We start from the raw sequence: 16,501 nt of genomic DNA, 5'->3' as shown, positions 1-16,501 counted from the left end.
AAAAACTTCGACAGAAGTTTGCCTAATCCTGCAATTTTCGATTGCATACGTAGTTTACAATATCAAATGTTTATGAACGGAATATGAACAACCTTCGAAAATGAAACTTAAGTCCCTCTATTCCGGCGGTTAATAAGAACGCAGTCACAAAAAAGACAACAACGCCTGCTCCCGGCGGCAGCCCGAAACAAGCGTGTTGCAGTTAGTGCTTACAATAGATCAGCTTTCGTCATCGTCTCCCGACAACTCTTGAATCAGCGCATTTAACGTATCGTCGTCAAGCTGCGAAAGGCTTTCGTTATTGTACTTAGCCAGTTGCTCCTTCAGCTTGCTGGCGTAATCCGTTGAGCTTGCGGTGGTCGTATCGTCTTCGTCATCGGAGCTGGAATCATCGTCGGAATCGTCGTCATCTCCTTGAAGCAGCAGCTCAAGCAGCTTCTTCGTCTCGCTTTCCGAAGAGCTGTCCGTTCCGTTCACCCCGCCGCCGGGAGGAGGTCCGCCCGGGGGCATTCCACCTGGAGGCGGGCCTCCGGGTGGTCTTCCTTGGCTTCCCGCTTGCACGCTGCCGGCAGCATCGCTTCCATCACTGCCTGCCACATGCAAAATTTGCCCGACCTGCTCAAATGCGCTGTTGATTTCATCATCCGACGCGCTATCGAGGTCCAGTGAGCTCAGTTGCTCCTTCAGAGCCGCCAGCACGTCGGATTCGTCCGATCCGGTCTCCGAAGCGCTGTCCGTCTCCTCCGTTCCTTCCGCGTTTTCTCCGGCAGAAGCCGTCGTAGTGCCGTAATCATGCTGAATACGTGATAAAATCCGCTTCTTGTCGTCGGTGCTGAGATCGACTTTGGACGGGCTCATCGAACCCGAATTTTCCTGCATTTTTGCAAACCGCTCCATAGCCTCCGGACTGAACTGCACCGAGTCCGTCTTTTTGCCCGCGGCAGAGCTTGTGCCGGTTGAGACGGAGCCAGTTTGCGTGCCATATCCGGTTGCCGAGATATGCAGCGTATTCGCTCTGTTGTAGCTTCCATAACTAGAAATATTCAATGCGCTCGCCTCCTGAATTGATGTACAACCAAACAATACCAGGAGTGTGTTAATAGAGTGTGAACGCCAGCTTAAAGTATGGTTCTCTTATACGCTTATACTGCGTACGCAGTTGGAGCATTATTTGGTGTGCTGAGTTACTCTTTGCGCGTGGTAAGGGGATGAGAGCCGCCAATTAAAATCATGGCCCTTTGAATGATGAGAGCACGGTCGGGCCATGATTTCAAAAGCGGCCGCTTACGCTTCTCCGCCCCGTGCCCATCCCTTTGTTCAGCTATTTGCCAGTCCGCCACTTGACCTATCATCTGCAATTCTTGGCTGCTATTTTTATTACAACAAAAGCCGCGCTAGCGGCCCATTTGGACTGCTAGCGCGGCTTTAAGCGCCTGCCGGCGGTTTATTGCGAGAAGGTAGCGACCAATCTTCTTGCCGTACCTGTCGAAGTCGTAATATCTTCGTATACTTTAATCGTAACTGGATATTCCAGCTGTTCGGATTTGATGCTGTCGAACGTAATCGTCTGTGTGCCGTTGATCAGCTTGTTAGCGCCCTGCAGCACTTGCGTGGTGCTGCCAAGCACACGGTTGGTCGCGTCGACAACCTCGAATTCCAGCTTGGAGAAGGAATCGTCAACAATAACCTGCTCGACTTTCTTAATATCCAGACCCAGTTTCAGCTTGTAGTTATAAGCGCTGCCGCTGTAGGTGGCGGAAATCGTCCAGTCTTGCACCGTTACGTTAAACGGATAAAACGACATGACTTTTTGCAGCGCGGTCGGATCTTCGGAGCCGCTTTCTGCCACGGTCACCAAGTTTTCGGAAATCGGCACCTTGACCCCGGCAGAGCTGGAATTGTCCAAAATGCTCAATTTGAAATCGCCTTTTACCGAAGGAGGCAGCATATACGTGTAACTGAAAACGTACGCCGTATTAGGGATGAGCTGCTGCAGCGTCGTCGTTTGCCGTGTGCCCGGATACGAGGTGCCGCTGGCATCCGTAAGCTGCGTATCAAACGCCGGAATGGTTAACGTTTCGCTGCTTTTGTTCAGCAGCTTGAATTTGGCGACGGCCGTTTGGAAGCCGTTTTCCGAATCGGTATGCGAGCTCAGCTCGACGACGGAAACTTCCAGATTCGAATCGATCAAGCGGCTGGCGTTGTCGAATACAAACGGCTCGCCGATCTTGTATTGCGGCACATAGACATAATTTCCCGCCGCCGTAAATGCGTCTTGCAAAGCCGCGGCCAGTACCGGAATCGTATTGCCGGAGCTTACGCCCGAAGTCTGCGAATTCGATTGCGACGAGCTTGTTGTCGAGCCCGTTTGCGTGGCAGCTGCCGACGTTCCGGTTTGTTGAGTGCTCGATCCGCTGTTGCTGCTTGTCTGCGACGTGTTGTTGCCTGTAGTCGAAGCCGGCTTTTCGGCGACAAACAGTTGCAGATTATCTTTGTTGACGCCGTCGGGCAGTTCGGCAGCAAAACGGTATACCCCCGTATCTCCCGCCGCGATGTATGTTTTTGGCGTGCCAACTGTCGATGCATTGATGGTCAGCACATCATTCGCGGATACGAACGCTCCCAGCAAATCAGGCGACTGCACGGTGCGTTTGCTGTCGTTATGCAGCACGGCCGTTGCAATGGTTTGATTTTTGCCGTTCTGCTGCTGAATTTCCGCTTTCTGCACTTCAACCGTGATGCCGTCTTGCCCTTGCAGCAAATATGAAACGCGATCCCCTGCCTTGGCATTTTGGAACACCGAACCTAATGCCAGCTTACCGAGGCTGGTTGTGCTGCCGTCCGGCTTGAATTCCAGCTGCAGCTTATCCGTTCCCGGCAAGCTTTTCATCGTTGCGCTCAGCACGATATGTTTGGTTTGCCCGGAACCGATCGTATTGCCTTCAACGGCGTTAGCCGTCATGTCAACAGCCTGGCCTTGGCCATCCAGCAGCGAATATTTCAACGCGGTCGGCAGCGTGACGCTGTCCGTACCGGAAGGACTGGCGGTCAGATCCAGCGTGACCGTCCATTTGCCGTCTTGAGGGAATGCAAATGCACGCATCGCTTGAAAAGCGATAAACGTATTTCCTTTTAATGTGGAATCCACATCGGATAAATTAACAAGCAGTTGATGAGCGTTTTCGGTGAAAGCTTGGGCGCTGGCTACGGATAACGAGCCGATATCGCGGGTGCTGTCGCCGTTGCGCTCAAAAATCGTTACTTTCAACTGTTCGGCTGTTAGATTGCCTGGAATTTTGGCGACAAAATAGTAGGGAACCGCGGAGTTCGGCGCTGAAAGCGCGTCGGCTTTCTCGCTCAGTTGGGCGGAATACGCCGCTCCGGCTTCTGTCGTTACTTTCACTCCGTAGCGGTTGAAATCGATATAAGATTCGCCGTTATTGTTTAAGGTCACATTAAAGCGCATCATCTGACTGTCGGCTGCTTTCGATATGGAAACCTGCTCCAGCGTGAAATACACCGAATTGTTGATGAACACCCCTTCCTTCCCTGCAAAAGAAGTGCCGGGGATATATAACGCGATGCAGAGCACCGCAAGCAGAAGTGCAGTAATTCTGACCAAAACGGGCCGCTTCGCACCGTTACCTTCCGAAATATGCATCATAATACCTCCTCGTTTACCTGATAATCCTGTTGTGTAATCTGGTTGACTTTCCGGCATCAGTCGGTGCGCAGCGCATCGATCGGTCTGAGCTTGGATGCTTTATTCGCGGGATAGAGGCCAAAAATGACACCGACCAGAACCGAGAATAGAAAAGCATACATGCTGATATCAAGCGATACGACCGTCGTTTGGCTTTTATTGAAGTACGGCCACAGCTTGGCTAAGGAGATACCCAGCCCCAAGCCGATCAATCCGCCCATACCGCTTATGACAACGGCTTCGACTAGAAACTGCATCAAAATATTTTTGCGCCGGGCGCCTATGGATTTACGGATCCCGATTTCTCTTGTCCGTTCGCTTACGGTGACCAGCATAATGTTCATGATCCCGATACCGCCGACGAGCAGCGAGATACAAGCGACGCTCACCAGTTGTGTCGTCAGCGTATTGGCTGCTTCAGTCCTCGCCGAAAGCAGCTGATCCTGGTTCATCAAGCGGAACCCGTTGCTGCTTTTGAATTTGTAGGTTAAAAAAGAGGTCAGCGTTTCTTGCGCCTGCGTAATATCGTCCTTCGACGTCGCCTCCACATAAGTGGTGCGGATGCTGCCCATGCCCAGCTGGCGCTGGCCTGTCGTGAGCGGAACGATAACCATATCGTCCGGCGAAGTGCCGCTTGTCGTCGAACCTTTGGAGGCCAATACGCCGACAACGGAAAACTGTAAACCGTTGATATTAATCGTTTTATCGATCGGATTCACGCTGCCGAACAGCGTTTTGGCCACATTGGGCCCCAGCAGAGCCACATTGGTGCGAAAATCAAGATCGGCATCGGTGATGAACCTGCCCTGCGCCATCGACAGCTTCTGTACATATTGGTATCTTTCATTCGATCCAAGCACAGTAAACGAATCTTGTTCCGTATCGTATTTGACGTTCAGGCTCGATGAAACCGTCGGCGCGATCGAGCTGATCTCGGGGAATCCCTCAAGCTCCATAATATCGTTGTATTCCAGCTGCTGCGCCCGCCCGACGCCAAGCAGGTTGGCGACAATCATGTTGGTGCCCATATTTTCGTATTGCTTTTCGATCTGCGCTTGAGTGCCCTTACCGATCGATACAAGCGTAACGACGGAAGCGACGCCGATAATGACGCCAAGCATCGTGAGCAGCGTCCGCATCCAGCTGGCGGTGACCGTTTTCATGGCCATTTGAATTAATTCCATCATTCTCATACGTGTGCCACCACCGCCTCTTGCGGATCGACTGCAAGCTTGTTCATGCTGTCGCTGACGATCAGCCCGTCGCGGATTGTAACTACCCGCTTGGCGTTCTCCGCGATATGAAGATCATGTGTAATAAGCACAATCGTATTGCCTGCTTCGTTCAAATGCAGCATCAGCTCCAGCACCTCTTGACCCGTTCTGGAGTCCAGCGCGCCTGTAGGTTCGTCGGCGAGCAGCAGCGACGGTCCGACGGCCAAAGCGCGGGCGATGGCCACACGCTGCTGCTGTCCGCCGGATAATTCGCTGGGCTTATGGTGGGAACGCTGTCCCATGCCCAGATTTTCCAGCGTCTGTTGTGCCCGCTCGCGCCGTTCTTTGCGCGGGATGCCTTGATAAATCATCGGCAGCTCGACATTTTCAATGGCCGAAAGGCGCGGCAGCAAATTAAACTGCTGAAATATAAAACCGATTTTGCGGTTTCTGAGCACTGCCAGATCGTCGTCCTTAAGCTTTTCCGTAACGACGCCGTCCAGGGTATAGGAACCGGAGGTCGGCACATCGAGCAGTCCGATCGTATTCATCAGCGTAGATTTGCCCGAACCGCTGGGACCCACGATGGCGACAAATTCGCCCTCATCCACGGAAAGCGAGACGGATTTCAGGATCGGCAGCTCTTCGTTTCCGCGAAAGTATGTTTTTTTGATGTTATCCAGCTTGATCATGTTCATCGACGCTCACCATCCATTCCGATTTTAGAAGCCAGGGGGAGGTCCGCCCATACCGCCGCCTCCGCCACCACCGCCGCTGTTTCCGCCGCGGGCGCCCTGCTGGAATTGTTGGCGCATTTGATCGATTTGCTGCTGATTCATTTTAGTTTGCGTTCTGGCCGCCTGCATGACGATCGTATCGCCTTCGCTCAAACCGCTTGTAATCTCAACCAGCGTGCTTGTATTGGCGCCGACCTGCACCTCGTGATCCTGCTCGACCGTACCGTCCGCTTTTTTCAATGTAACGATACGTTTGCCCGCTTTTTGTTTAACCGCCTCAACCGGAGCGACAAGCACATTTTTCTTGTCTTCGACAAGAATATCCGCCGTTGCGGTCATCGCATTTTTCAAATCGCCTTCATTTTTAATAGAAACAACTGCCGTATAGGTCGTTACTCCGTTGGTTGTCGTACCGACAGTGGAGAGCTGGGTGACCTCGCCCGTAAAGGTTTTGCCGGTGATCGCGTCAACCTTCACTTCCGCTTTTTGCCCGACCTTGACTTTCAGCAAATCAAGCTCATCGACCTTGACCGGGAGCTGAAGCACATCCATGTTGGCCACTGCGCCCAGCGACACCCCTTGCGAAATCGTCGTTCCGACAGGATAAGAAGTCAGCACGTTTTTCTTCTGATCGGCAAAGTCGGTGGAGAACACGCCGTCAAACGGAGCGTACACCTTCAGCTTTTCAAGCTGGTCTTCCAGATCGGCGATGCTTTTATTCGACTGGTTGATCTGGTTCTGCTTGTTCGTAATATCATTCTTAAGGGTATCGTTGACGATCGTTCCGATCCGCTCCCCTTTGTTAACCTGACGGTTCTCTTTGATGTCCAAGCTGTCGATAGTGCCGGAAACGCCGGCCATAACGATCTGCGAAGTTCTGTATTGCAGCGCAGCCGTCGCTTTGGACTCGATGTTGATACCGCCATTAGGGACAGTCCCTTTAACAATTTGTCCTTCATCCATTGTTCCATCGTTGTCTATATTGATCTTAACATCAAGCAGCCGGTTACCCTTGCTGTCCGATTTCACCGACGACGATACGGAGTCGACCGTCCCGGTCTTCGTCAGCATGTATCCGTCGATAGTAAGCTGCACCGTATCTCCCTTGTGAATTTGCGCGGCTTCGTCCTGCAAGAAAGGCAAGGTTACCGTCAGCAGCGAGCTGTTGGCGATCGTACCGATTTTGGTCGTTTTGGACACTCCGGCGCCTTCACTGACATTTGTCGCTAAAATAAATTTCCCTCCTGCAGGGGCGACAATCGTTTGAGCGTCATATTGCTTCTGGAGATCGGCCAAGTCGGATTGCTGCTGGCTGAGCGTAAGTCTGGCGGAGTCGAGTTTCTCGTCAAGCGAGGAATCGCTGAGCTCAAGCAGCAAGTCGCCTTTCTTCACGTTCATATTCCGCTGCAGATTAATCGTTTTGATCATGCCTTCCTTAGGAGGCACTATCGTCTGCTGCTGTTGTGGTTCTAGTTGGGCGGTTCCGGATATAACCGAACGGATATTGCCTTTTTTCACCGTGTATACCGTTTCTTGAACGGCGGTCTGCTTTTTTGTTGTGTTCGCATATTTGTAAAAATAAGTGTAAGTGCCGCCTCCGCATGCCAACACCGCCACTACCGCGATAATAATTCCTTTTTTCATTTTCATCCCGAAAACGCCCTCTCTATTTCTTTTGCTGACGAGCTGATTTTCAACTTATCTCACTTCTTATAGGTTGATTTCATTATGAGCGATGAATCTGAAACACACATGATCGCTGGCTGAAAGATTACTGAAGATGAAAAAAGGCGTAAAATGCACGGATTTGGCGTTTTTTCCATACTTATTGGATAGATGGCTTTCAGCAAACATTCAGTTATCGTTCAGTTTTCATTCAGCAACTTATCAGCACGCCAAAAATCCCGTCTGTCGGAAACGACGGGACGGGAAGCCGGATGCTGCGCGGTTTTAGGCCGCTTCTCCAAAAAGTGTAGGTTGAACGGCACAACGGGGGGCGCCTATAATGAGAACTCGAAAGGAGCGATCAACTTGAAAACATGGAAAACTCTCGCGATCCTTTTTGCGTTTATGTTCGTATTTACCGGCAGTCAGTTTACCGGTGTCGTCCACGCGCAGGCGCCCTCGCAGCTCACGCAGGGCAGCGCAAACGGGGATGTATGGGATTTGCAGTTTCGCTTGAAGCTGCTCGGGTATTATGACGATATATTGGATGGCGTATATGGAAATAAAACGATGTCCGCAGTCAGCAAATTTCAAATCAATTACGGATTAACGGTTGATGGCAATGTAGGCGCGCAAACGTGGAAGGCGCTGAAAAAATATTCGTTAAATCGCAGCGAATTGGACATTCTGGCTAAGGTCATTTACAGCGAAGCGCGGGGAGAACCATACCAAGGCCAAGTGGCGGTGGGTGCGGTTGTGATGAACCGGATTGCATCGGGCCAATTTCCCGACAATATTCACGATGTCGTGTTCCAGAACAGAGCTTTTACAGCCGTAGCCGACGGCCAATACTATCTGACTCCGAACAGTACAGCGTATCTCGCGGCCCAAGATGCCGTTCGCGGCTGGGACCCTACGGGCGGTTCCTTATATTATTTTAATCCGAAAACGGCGACCAGCGCCTGGATTTGGTCCAGACCGCAAACCGTGACGATCGGCAATCACATTTTTGCGAAATAACACTCATTAAAAAAAGCAGTCTTTATCCGCGTTACAACGCGCGGATAAGGGACTGCTTTTATTTTTGGCGATATGGCCGGCGATTATTCACTTTAGCCGCGGCGCACCTTACATTATCCTTTGACAGCGGTGCTGGAGATGCCTTGAATGATGTATTTCTGGCCGATCAGGAACACAAGCAGCATAGGAACGATCCCCGCCATGGCAGCCGCCATCATTCCGTTATAATCAATATTCGACTCCAGGATAAAGTTTTGCATGCCCAAAGGGACGGTATACAAATTTTTGTCCAGTAAAAACACAAGCGCATTTTCATAATCGTTCCAATGCCAGGAAAATTCGATGATCGCCAAAGTGGAAAGCGCCGGCTTGGACAAAGGCAATATCAGCTGCCAAAAAATCCGAAAATGACCCGCTCCGTCGATTAACGCGGATTCCGAAATATCTTTCGGAATTCCCGCAAAAAACTGCCTCAGCATAAATACGCCGAAGATTGTAAAAAGCCCGGGAATAATCAAAGCCCAATGCGTATTGTAGATGCCCATCCAATCAAACATTACAAACTTGGGCACAAATAAAACTTGGGGCGGAATCATCATCATCGATAAATACATCAAAAACAACGTTTCCCGGCCTTTAAATTCGATTTTGGCAAACCCGTATGCGGCAAACGCAGCCAAAAACGTTCCGCCGACCATACAAATAATCGAAATTTTTAACGAGTTTACATAATATTTCACAAAGCTGTATGGACCAAACCACACTTTGTAATGATGTTCCCAATTCATATGATCCGGAATCCACCGAATCGGGAAAACAAACACATCGGTGGGCGATTTAAACGATGTGCTAATCATCCATAGAAATGGAATAATCATGAGATAACCAAGACCAAACATGATTGCAGTCACGATCAGCTTGCCCGTACCCCGCTGGATTGCTTGTTTGCTTAAGCTCATTAAAGTTCCCCCTTTCCCCGATTTTAATAATGCACCCATCTTTTTTGACCAAACCATTGAACGAAGGTGATCAGCAAAATAATCGCAAATAAAATCCAAGATATCGCCGAAGCATATCCCATTTCGTAATACCTAAACGCCGTACGGTATACAAACAAGGAAAGAATCGTTGTGCTGTTGCCGGGTCCGCCTTGTGTCACGGCTTGGATCATCCCGAATGTTTTGATGGTCATAATGAATCCGGTGACCAGCAGCAGAAACGTTGTCGGACTTACAAGCGGCAGTATCACGTGCCTCACGATCCCCGTTGTCCTGGCCCCGTCGATTCTCGCCGCTTCCATTAAATCCGGAGAAATCTCCTGCAAAGCGGCCAAATAAATAATCATGTTGTAGCCGAGCATAAACCAAATCCAAATGATGTCGATGGCATACATGGAGGTATTCATATCCGCCAGCCAGCCGGGTGGATTCACGATACCTAAGCTTTTTAATATTTCATTGATCGGCCCGAGCTTTGGATGAAACAAAAGCATCCACACAAACGCTACGGCCACCCCGCTTGTAATATACGGAAGGAAAAACATCGCCCGCAGCGTTTTCTTAAAAAATACCGCCCAGTTTAAAACAAGCGCCGCGAGAAACGCCAGAAATATGGAAACCGGTACGGAAGCCAGAAAAATCAGCGTATTTTTTAACGAAGTGTACAGCAGCTCGTCGGCAAACAGTCTCCGAAAATTGTCCAATCCGACAAAGCTGCCTGTCTTCTTCAGAAAATTCCAATTCGTAAATACCAAATAAAGCGAAAACAGAGCCGGAATCAAAAAGAATACCGCAACTCCAAGCATATTAGGAAAAATAAAGATGTAGCCGAGAAACTTCTGTTTTGCCGACCATTTCACGTTATCCCCGCCTTTGCTGTCATGCTGATTCGATAAGCTAAATGACGAAAAAAAGGGAAGTTATCCTTAAGTTGAGGACAGCTTCCCCTTGATCGATACCCGAAGTGCGCAACCGAAAGCGACACCGCTAATGTCTTATTTCTTTTGCTGCTTCAAGAAATCATTGTGCCGTTTGACCATATCATTTACAGCTTGATCCAACGTTTTATTGCCGCCGAAAAATTTCTCCATCTCTTCGTTTCTGAGATCGACTACTTGCTGTTCGATTTTCAGCTGATACCTTGGCGTCGTGTCTGCGAGCACTTTTTTGAACGATTCCACATCATACGTCTTTTCCGCATCGCCCATCAGCAGCTTCAGCACCTGATCCATGTTGATATCCTTGGAGGCTGGAATTCTGCCGCCTTTGGCCATCGGCAGCATACCGCCGTCAGCATACCATTTGATGAACTTCCAAGCTTCTTCCGGATACTTTGTTTTTGAGCTGATGCACAACGTATCGGCTACGCCGCCGAGAATTTTAAAATCCTTCTGGTCCTTGCTCAAACGCGGTACCGGGGCAAAAGCGATCTTGAAGTTGCGGGGGAAGTTTTTCAGATCGTTGGAGTTGCGGAAAACCCAATACCCGGCATTCAGAATCCCCGCTTCTCCTTTCAAAAACACCGTGTCTACCGGCATTTTGGTCGTTAATTGCTCCACCAGCGTTGGTGTTGATTTATCTTTGAGCATCATGTCGTGTAATGTTTGCAAATGCTGCTTCACGTACGGATGGTCGAAGTTGGAGGTGTTGTCGCTTTTCGTGAAGCCCAGGCTGTCCAATGATCCGTCGATCGGATCGTACAACACATAATCAAACTGCACGAGTCCCCATCGCTTGTCCTGTTTCAGCTTGTTGGCATACTGCTTCATATCGTCCCAGGTCCAATCAAACGGTACGGGCAACCCCGCCGCATCCAGCAGATCCTTGTTCAGCATCACATACTTCAAATCAAGCACGGTCGGCACGCCGAAGTATTTACCGTTGTACACATACTCCTTGGCGGACGGTCCCATCTTTCCTTCAATGTCAAAATCCTTGTATTGGCTGATGTCGTAAATCATACCGGCTTCGATTCTTTTCTTATACTGCGGCAAACGGTAATTGACGAATAAATCGACGTCTTGGCTGGTCAATAATGCCGTGTCCAGCTTCAGGTTGCCTTCATCGTTATTGACATACCGTACATACTCCACCTGAATATCCGGATTTTGCGCATTCCAGGCGTCAACGGCCTCCTGCGGACCCGATTCCGGCGGAACCCCTCCCCAGAATTTCAGCTTTACCGGCTGCTTTTTCGCGGACGCCGCCGCCCCGTCTTTAGGAGCCGGCGACTGCTGGGAGCATGCGGCCAATACCATGCTTGAAAGCAGTGCCGTCGATACGGCGGCCGCGAGCTGTTTTTTCAACTTCATAACATATCCCCCTGACTTGTGAATTCAGCTTTATATTACCGGGAGGATCGGCCCGACTGTAGGAACAAATTTAACAACCTGATAGAACAAAATTATTGATTTGCCGATTTGCGATATTGGCTTGGCGTCACATCCATAAACCGGCGGAAAATTTTAATAAAATAATTGTCGTTTTCAAATCCGACCCTGAGGCCGATATCCGATACCGGCGATTCCGTTTCAAGGAGCAGCGCTTTAGCTTGCTCCACCCGGGTCCGCTGCACATAATGAATCAACGATTCCCCGGTCTTCTTTTTGAATAACGAACTGACATAATTTTCGTCCAACGCAACGTATTGCGCCATAAAGCGAAGGGTAATGTTCTGGGCGTAATGCTGGTTAATGTAATCGATAATTTTGTTGATTTCCGGGTGGTCCGACCACATCTTTGTATGCCGCATATACAGCTCAAGGTCCAGCTTCAGCTGATCTAACATCCATGCTTCCAGCTGCCGGTGCCGGACAAAACCATCGACCTGCCGGTCGTCCGGATCGCCTGCTTGGGCAAGCCGCGCCATCTCCCTGCGAAGCTGAACGGCCATATGTTTGACTTTCGGAATCGGCCAGCTTTCCGTTTTCATCTGCTCCCACATGCGCTTAATCCAGCGAATGCAGACGTCAAGCTGTCCCTGCTCGAATTGCCTGACCAGCTCCATTTCCCCATGTAAAAAATAAGCGGCCGTTTGTCCCGGCGACGAACAATGAACGGTTTTGCTCAAGCCTTCATTGTCTTCATACCAATAAAACTCAAGCGCCCGGATTAGCGAAATCCATACCTCCTGCAGCTCATTCATCCGGGTCGACGGCGAATAAACCATTGGCACAGCAGCGCTTTCCTGCGGGATTACGGCCAGCTCCTGGTCCGACCAGCAAAAAAACGTCATTATGCCCAAATGGCTGAACACATGCATCTCGCTTATTCGCTCGCGTTCCAAGACGAAGTTTTCGCAAAGCTCGCCGATGGAATACGGCGTATCACCGTGCAGCGCAACAAACATCCGAAGATGCAGCGAAGCCCAGTTGCGGTAAGCGGGAAGCGCCATGTCCGCCACCTCCGGCATGAGTTCCGCTTGAAACAACCTTTCCCACACAGCGGCATAATACCAGTCCGCCTGCCCGGCCAGCTTCCGGCGTTCCGCCGATAATTCGCCATTCATTTTGTCCAATATGTCCCTGAGCGACTGTACGTTCATAGACAACTTCAAAATATAATTGGAGGCGCCGTATTCCAGTGCCTGCCGGACATAATCAAATTCGCCCATGCAGGTCAGCATGACAAAACGGGATGCCATCCCAAGCGCTCTTGCTTGCTTCAGCAGCTCCAGCCCGTCCATAGTTGGCATCATAATATCTGCAATGACAAGATCGAAATGGCGCTTTTTCATGAGATTCAGCGCTTCCAACCCGTTCCCGGCTTCGGCGGCAAGCTCGAATCCGCATAAATTCCATTGAATCGTTTCTCTGATCGATTCCCTGACGAATATTTCATCTTCAACCAATAAAACCTTCCACATGACGCCGCTCTCCTTCCCGAAACGGTTCTGATATAAGCAAAGGGAAACGCATCCGCACTAATGTTCCTTGGTTTAGGCTCAGAACCTCCAAGGAAGCTTCCGACTTAAATAAAAGCTTCAAACGTTCGTTAATATTTTTCATGCCGATGCCTTCTCTCTTCCGCAATGGAGTGCTTTGGTGTTCCGGATTCAAGCCCACTCCGTTATCTTCAATTTCCATGACCAAATATTTGTCCTCGGCATACACGCGAATTCGGATAAATCCTTGTTCTTCCATGCCGTCAAAACCGTGCAGAATCGAATTTTCAACTAGAGGCTGAAGGCACAATTTAGGAACAAGCGCATATTTCACCTGGTCCGACAGCAAATACTCGACATGGAATTGGTTTTTGTATTTAAAACTTTGGATATATTCATACGCTTTGACCAACTGGAGCTCGTCCTGCAAATGGATCATTTCCATCTTGGAGTTCAGGCTTGTTTCGAGCAGCGTGCCAAGCGAAATGCAAATTTCGCGGATTTCCGGAATTTCTTTGCGGATGGCAATCCATTTAACCGTATTTAACGTATTCAGCAAAAAATGCGGGTTCATCTGCGTAAGCAGCATTTGAAAACGGACGGCTTCCTTCTGGCGCTCCTCCATTTTCAAGCGCTGAATAAGTTCATTTGCATCATGAATCATTTTGTTGAAAGTAAGCGTCAGGTCAAGCACTTCCCCCTTCAACTGGCTTGTAGGAAAAGCGGCCTTCATGTCCAGCCGGACCGCCTGAGCCATCCTCTTCTGCAGCATCTGCAAAGGTCTTGTCATCGCCAAGGAGACAACATACGTTGCACCGATAAACAATGTTGTGGATAACAGCATGGTAATAAAAAACCGGCGCTTCATGGCCTCCATTTCCTGAAATAAAAAATCAAGGGACATCTTGCTTACCATATACCAGCCGGCAGAATCGATGTAGCTGTAATTCAGAATGGAGTTGGAGCCTTTATCGATCACATAACCGTCTGCAGCGGAATGCAGATCGGCTTTTAAGCTTTCAATCGGCAGGCCGGCATCGGACCTGGACTCGGCAATAACTTCCCCGTTCTGTGTAATGATGTAGAAATCTTGGTTGATCGACGGGTCCCTTGTTATATTTTTAAACCAAAACGAATAATCGAGACTAACCCGGGCTACGCCGTAAGGCACTTGATACATGTCGCTTAGTCTGGCGGTCAACGACAATAATTCCGGGCTTTTGGAGGCGTCGGGATGGACATAATTAGGATCGTTGGAGATCCATCGGTACGGCTGTCCGCTTTTTAACGAAACAAACCAATCCTCTCTGGTCAAAGCTTCGGCATGTATGGACTCCATAGGCTGATAAGAGGTGTATGCGTTTCCGTAATAATCGATCAGCGTATAGTACACCTGTGGTCCGTTAAAAAAGAAGCTGTTGTTGATCGTTTTGAATTTATCTTCGATCTGGTGCTTGCGTTCCAACGGAGAATAGTTTTGGGGGGATTTCAGAATGGATAATACCGTTGAGTCCTGCTCCAGCATGATGGTCGTTTTAAAGGAAAGGCTCATGAAATTTTTTAAATCCTGAATCATTTTCTCCAGCTGCTCATGGCTTTGCTCACTGGCCTTTTGCTGCATGACGTTTTTGACTTCCTGAAAATTGTACAAGTTGAGTATGGAAAACGGAAAAAAAATCAGCAGTATAAAAGCCATAAATAGCCGGGTTCTTAAAGTAGCGGGAATCAGCAGTCCGATTAGCCTTGCCATGTTTCTCACCTTTCCTTTGGGCCGCATGAAAAATTTGTTTCATTTGCATCAAAAAAATGTTCTATTCCTTTATGGAATAGGCCCCGCTTGCATTTCAATCGTATTATACAATTTTATCTCATATTGTGAAATTAAATTTCAATAATTCACATGAAACTCATACAAAATAAAAACCGCACAAGCAGAACACAGAGGAACTGCTGGCGCGGTCATTCAAATTTATTTTTGACAATGCCGGTTTTCGGCTGTAGCCGTTGACTGAAAATCACCCTCTGGCAGAACTGCCTTCTTTAAGTTCGGCCATATAATGGTTCAGATTGACGGTTTGCCCGGTTAATCTGGAGTGCTCGGCGGCAAATGCCATAATATGGCTGCGTGCCGATACCGCAGCGGGAGTTTTCCCGTTCAGATCGCCGCGGCGCACCTGGCGCACGAATTCCCGCATAATGAGGAAGTCCGCCCCGCCATGTCCGCCTTCAAAACGTTTCGGGCGAATCAGCTCCGTTTTGCCGGAGAAATGCCTGATTTCTATTTCGTTATTTTGATGATGTCCCCTTATTTCCCCGCTTGTTCCCATAATCTTAAAGGTCCGCGTATTTTCCGTCGTAAACGCCGACATCGTAAAGGATACGGTAGCTTCATTGTCAAAAACCAGGTTAACGACCTGGTGATCGACCACATTGTTATCGCAGCGAAACACACATCTGCCGTAAGGACCTTCCGTAATCGCTTTCAATCTGGCCTCCAATGTCGGGGTTAAACAGACGGCCATCGGGAAGCCGGTATCGTCTTCGTTGTAATAATGCTTGATCGCGGAAAAAGAACACTCGTGCTCCACCTCGCAACCGCTGGTGCAGCGTTCCGTGGAACCTTTGGGCGCATTTTCCGGACGAAAATAACTCAAGCTGCCGTATGAAGACACACTTGTGCATTCCTCTCCGACAAACCATTGGAGCAGGTCCATATCGTGGCAGCTTTTCTGCAATATCATCGCGCTGGTCTCATCGGAATTGCGCCAGTTCCCGCGAACAAAGCTATGCGAATGATGCCAGAAACCTACGTTTTCCGTCCATTGGATGCTCATAATCCGCCCGATAACCCCTGTATCGAGCAACGCCTTAACCTCACTGTAGTACGTATCGTAACGGGATACATGGCAGATGGTCAAAATCCGCTGTCTTCGCTCCGCTTCCTCCGCCAAAAGTATCGATTCCAGCGGGTCGTGCGACATCGGTTTTTCCAGCAGGATGTGATACCCCATCTCCAGCGCTTTCATCGTCGGTTCAAAATGCATGCGGTCCTGCGTGCAGATCAGCAGCGCTTCGCATAAACGCGGCTCGGCAAGCAGTTCCTCCCAAGACGCAAACTGCCGCTCCGGCGGAATCCCGTGCTGTCTGGCGAACATCTGTCTCCTTTCCTCATCCGGCTCCGCAACGGCAACAAATTGAATTTCATCCGGCCTCTTCAGAGCATAAGAAGCGTAAGCAAACATCCCTCTGCGACCTGCGCCAAGCAAAGCTGCCTGCAGCAT

General features: G+C 49.5%; 12 protein-coding genes. 1 reads left to right on the top strand and 11 read right to left on the bottom strand.

The window, feature by feature from the left end:
• Nucleotides 1-219: 219 nt before the first annotated feature.
• The 5 genes from EYB31_RS04660 to EYB31_RS04640 form a co-directional block, all read right to left on the bottom strand.
• On the bottom strand, nucleotides 220-1,047 hold the full coding sequence (locus tag EYB31_RS04660) for a hypothetical protein (protein WP_131012085.1): 828 nt from the start codon (nucleotides 1,045-1,047) through the stop codon (nucleotides 220-222).
• Nucleotides 1,048-1,444: 397 nt separating this feature from the next.
• The gene (locus EYB31_RS04655) at nucleotides 1,445-3,664 is read right to left on the bottom strand and encodes a hypothetical protein (RefSeq protein ID WP_131012084.1); all 2,220 of its coding nucleotides are present in this window, start codon (nucleotides 3,662-3,664) and stop codon (nucleotides 1,445-1,447) included.
• A 56-nt stretch (nucleotides 3,665-3,720) separates the two neighbouring features.
• Nucleotides 3,721-4,896 carry an ABC transporter permease gene (locus EYB31_RS04650; RefSeq protein ID WP_131012083.1) on the bottom strand — a complete coding sequence of 392 codons (1,176 nt, stop codon included), beginning with the start codon at nucleotides 4,894-4,896 and terminating at the stop codon, nucleotides 3,721-3,723.
• On the bottom strand, nucleotides 4,893-5,615 hold the full coding sequence (locus EYB31_RS04645; protein ID WP_131012082.1) for an ABC transporter ATP-binding protein: 723 nt from the start codon (nucleotides 5,613-5,615) through the stop codon (nucleotides 4,893-4,895). Before EYB31_RS04645 ends, EYB31_RS04650 begins: the two co-directional genes overlap by 4 nt.
• A 24-nt stretch (nucleotides 5,616-5,639) precedes the next feature.
• Complete coding sequence (locus EYB31_RS04640) at nucleotides 5,640-7,304, bottom strand: permuted SH3 domain-containing protein (RefSeq protein WP_131012081.1); 1,665 nt, start codon at nucleotides 7,302-7,304, stop codon at nucleotides 5,640-5,642.
• 420 nt (nucleotides 7,305-7,724) lie between these two features.
• Here EYB31_RS04640 and sleB point away from each other — a divergent pair, with 420 nt between their 5' ends.
• Nucleotides 7,725-8,339, top strand: coding sequence for a spore cortex-lytic enzyme (gene sleB / locus EYB31_RS04635; RefSeq protein ID WP_131012134.1), 615 nt, complete (start codon nucleotides 7,725-7,727; stop codon nucleotides 8,337-8,339).
• A gap of 113 nt (nucleotides 8,340-8,452) precedes the next feature.
• Here sleB and EYB31_RS04630 read toward each other — a convergent pair whose 3' ends face one another.
• The 6 genes from EYB31_RS04630 to EYB31_RS04600 form a co-directional block, all read right to left on the bottom strand.
• Nucleotides 8,453-9,298, bottom strand: a complete 846-nt coding sequence (locus tag EYB31_RS04630; RefSeq protein ID WP_131012080.1) for a carbohydrate ABC transporter permease — start codon at nucleotides 9,296-9,298, stop codon at nucleotides 8,453-8,455.
• A 23-nt stretch (nucleotides 9,299-9,321) separates the two neighbouring features.
• The gene (locus tag EYB31_RS04625) at nucleotides 9,322-10,197 is read right to left on the bottom strand and encodes a carbohydrate ABC transporter permease (protein ID WP_338119898.1); all 876 of its coding nucleotides are present in this window, start codon (nucleotides 10,195-10,197) and stop codon (nucleotides 9,322-9,324) included.
• A 135-nt stretch (nucleotides 10,198-10,332) separates the two neighbouring features.
• Nucleotides 10,333-11,649 (bottom strand): ABC transporter substrate-binding protein, encoded by a 1,317-nt coding sequence (locus EYB31_RS04620; RefSeq protein WP_131012079.1) that lies wholly within the window; start codon nucleotides 11,647-11,649, stop codon nucleotides 10,333-10,335.
• Between the two features lie 92 nt (nucleotides 11,650-11,741).
• Nucleotides 11,742-13,202, bottom strand: coding sequence for a response regulator (locus EYB31_RS40835; protein WP_240762053.1), 1,461 nt, complete (start codon nucleotides 13,200-13,202; stop codon nucleotides 11,742-11,744).
• Nucleotides 13,180-14,970: a sensor histidine kinase gene (locus tag EYB31_RS04605; RefSeq protein ID WP_165452206.1), complete on the bottom strand. Its 1,791-nt coding sequence runs from the start codon at nucleotides 14,968-14,970 to the stop codon at nucleotides 13,180-13,182. Before EYB31_RS04605 ends, EYB31_RS40835 begins: the two co-directional genes overlap by 23 nt.
• Nucleotides 14,971-15,235: 265 nt before the next feature.
• Complete coding sequence (locus tag EYB31_RS04600; protein WP_131012077.1) at nucleotides 15,236-16,501, bottom strand: Gfo/Idh/MocA family protein; 1,266 nt, start codon at nucleotides 16,499-16,501, stop codon at nucleotides 15,236-15,238.

It is taken from the genome of Paenibacillus thalictri (assembly GCF_004307995.1).
GTDB classification, from domain to species: Bacteria; Bacillota; Bacilli; order Paenibacillales; family NBRC-103111; genus Paenibacillus_AF; species Paenibacillus_AF thalictri.
The sequence above is the reverse complement of the archived record's forward strand: the minus strand, read 5'-3'. Positions and strand labels throughout refer to the sequence as shown.

What these genes read in the sequence shown, in the direction of transcription:
- EYB31_RS04655 (WP_131012084.1), bottom strand. Translation starts at nt 3,664, where the DNA reads ATGATGCATATTTCGGAAGGTAACGGTGCGAAGCGGCCCGTTTTGGTC.
- EYB31_RS04650 (WP_131012083.1), bottom strand. Translation starts at nt 4,896, where the DNA reads ATGAGAATGATGGAATTAATTCAAATGGCCATGAAAACGGTCACCGCC.
- EYB31_RS04645 (WP_131012082.1), bottom strand. Translation starts at nt 5,615, where the DNA reads ATGAACATGATCAAGCTGGATAACATCAAAAAAACATACTTTCGCGGA.
- EYB31_RS04640 (WP_131012081.1), bottom strand. Translation starts at nt 7,304, where the DNA reads ATGAAAATGAAAAAAGGAATTATTATCGCGGTAGTGGCGGTGTTGGCA.
- sleB (WP_131012134.1), top strand. Translation starts at nt 7,725, where the DNA reads ATGTTCGTATTTACCGGCAGTCAGTTTACCGGTGTCGTCCACGCGCAG.
- EYB31_RS04630 (WP_131012080.1), bottom strand. Translation starts at nt 9,298, where the DNA reads ATGAGCTTAAGCAAACAAGCAATCCAGCGGGGTACGGGCAAGCTGATC.
- EYB31_RS04620 (WP_131012079.1), bottom strand. Translation starts at nt 11,649, where the DNA reads ATGAAGTTGAAAAAACAGCTCGCGGCCGCCGTATCGACGGCACTGCTT.
- EYB31_RS40835 (WP_240762053.1), bottom strand. Translation starts at nt 13,202, where the DNA reads ATGTGGAAGGTTTTATTGGTTGAAGATGAAATATTCGTCAGGGAATCG.
- EYB31_RS04605 (WP_165452206.1), bottom strand. Translation starts at nt 14,970, where the DNA reads ATGGCAAGGCTAATCGGACTGCTGATTCCCGCTACTTTAAGAACCCGG.
- EYB31_RS04600 (WP_131012077.1), bottom strand. Translation starts at nt 16,501, where the DNA reads ATGCTGCAGGCAGCTTTGCTTGGCGCAGGTCGCAGAGGGATGTTTGCT.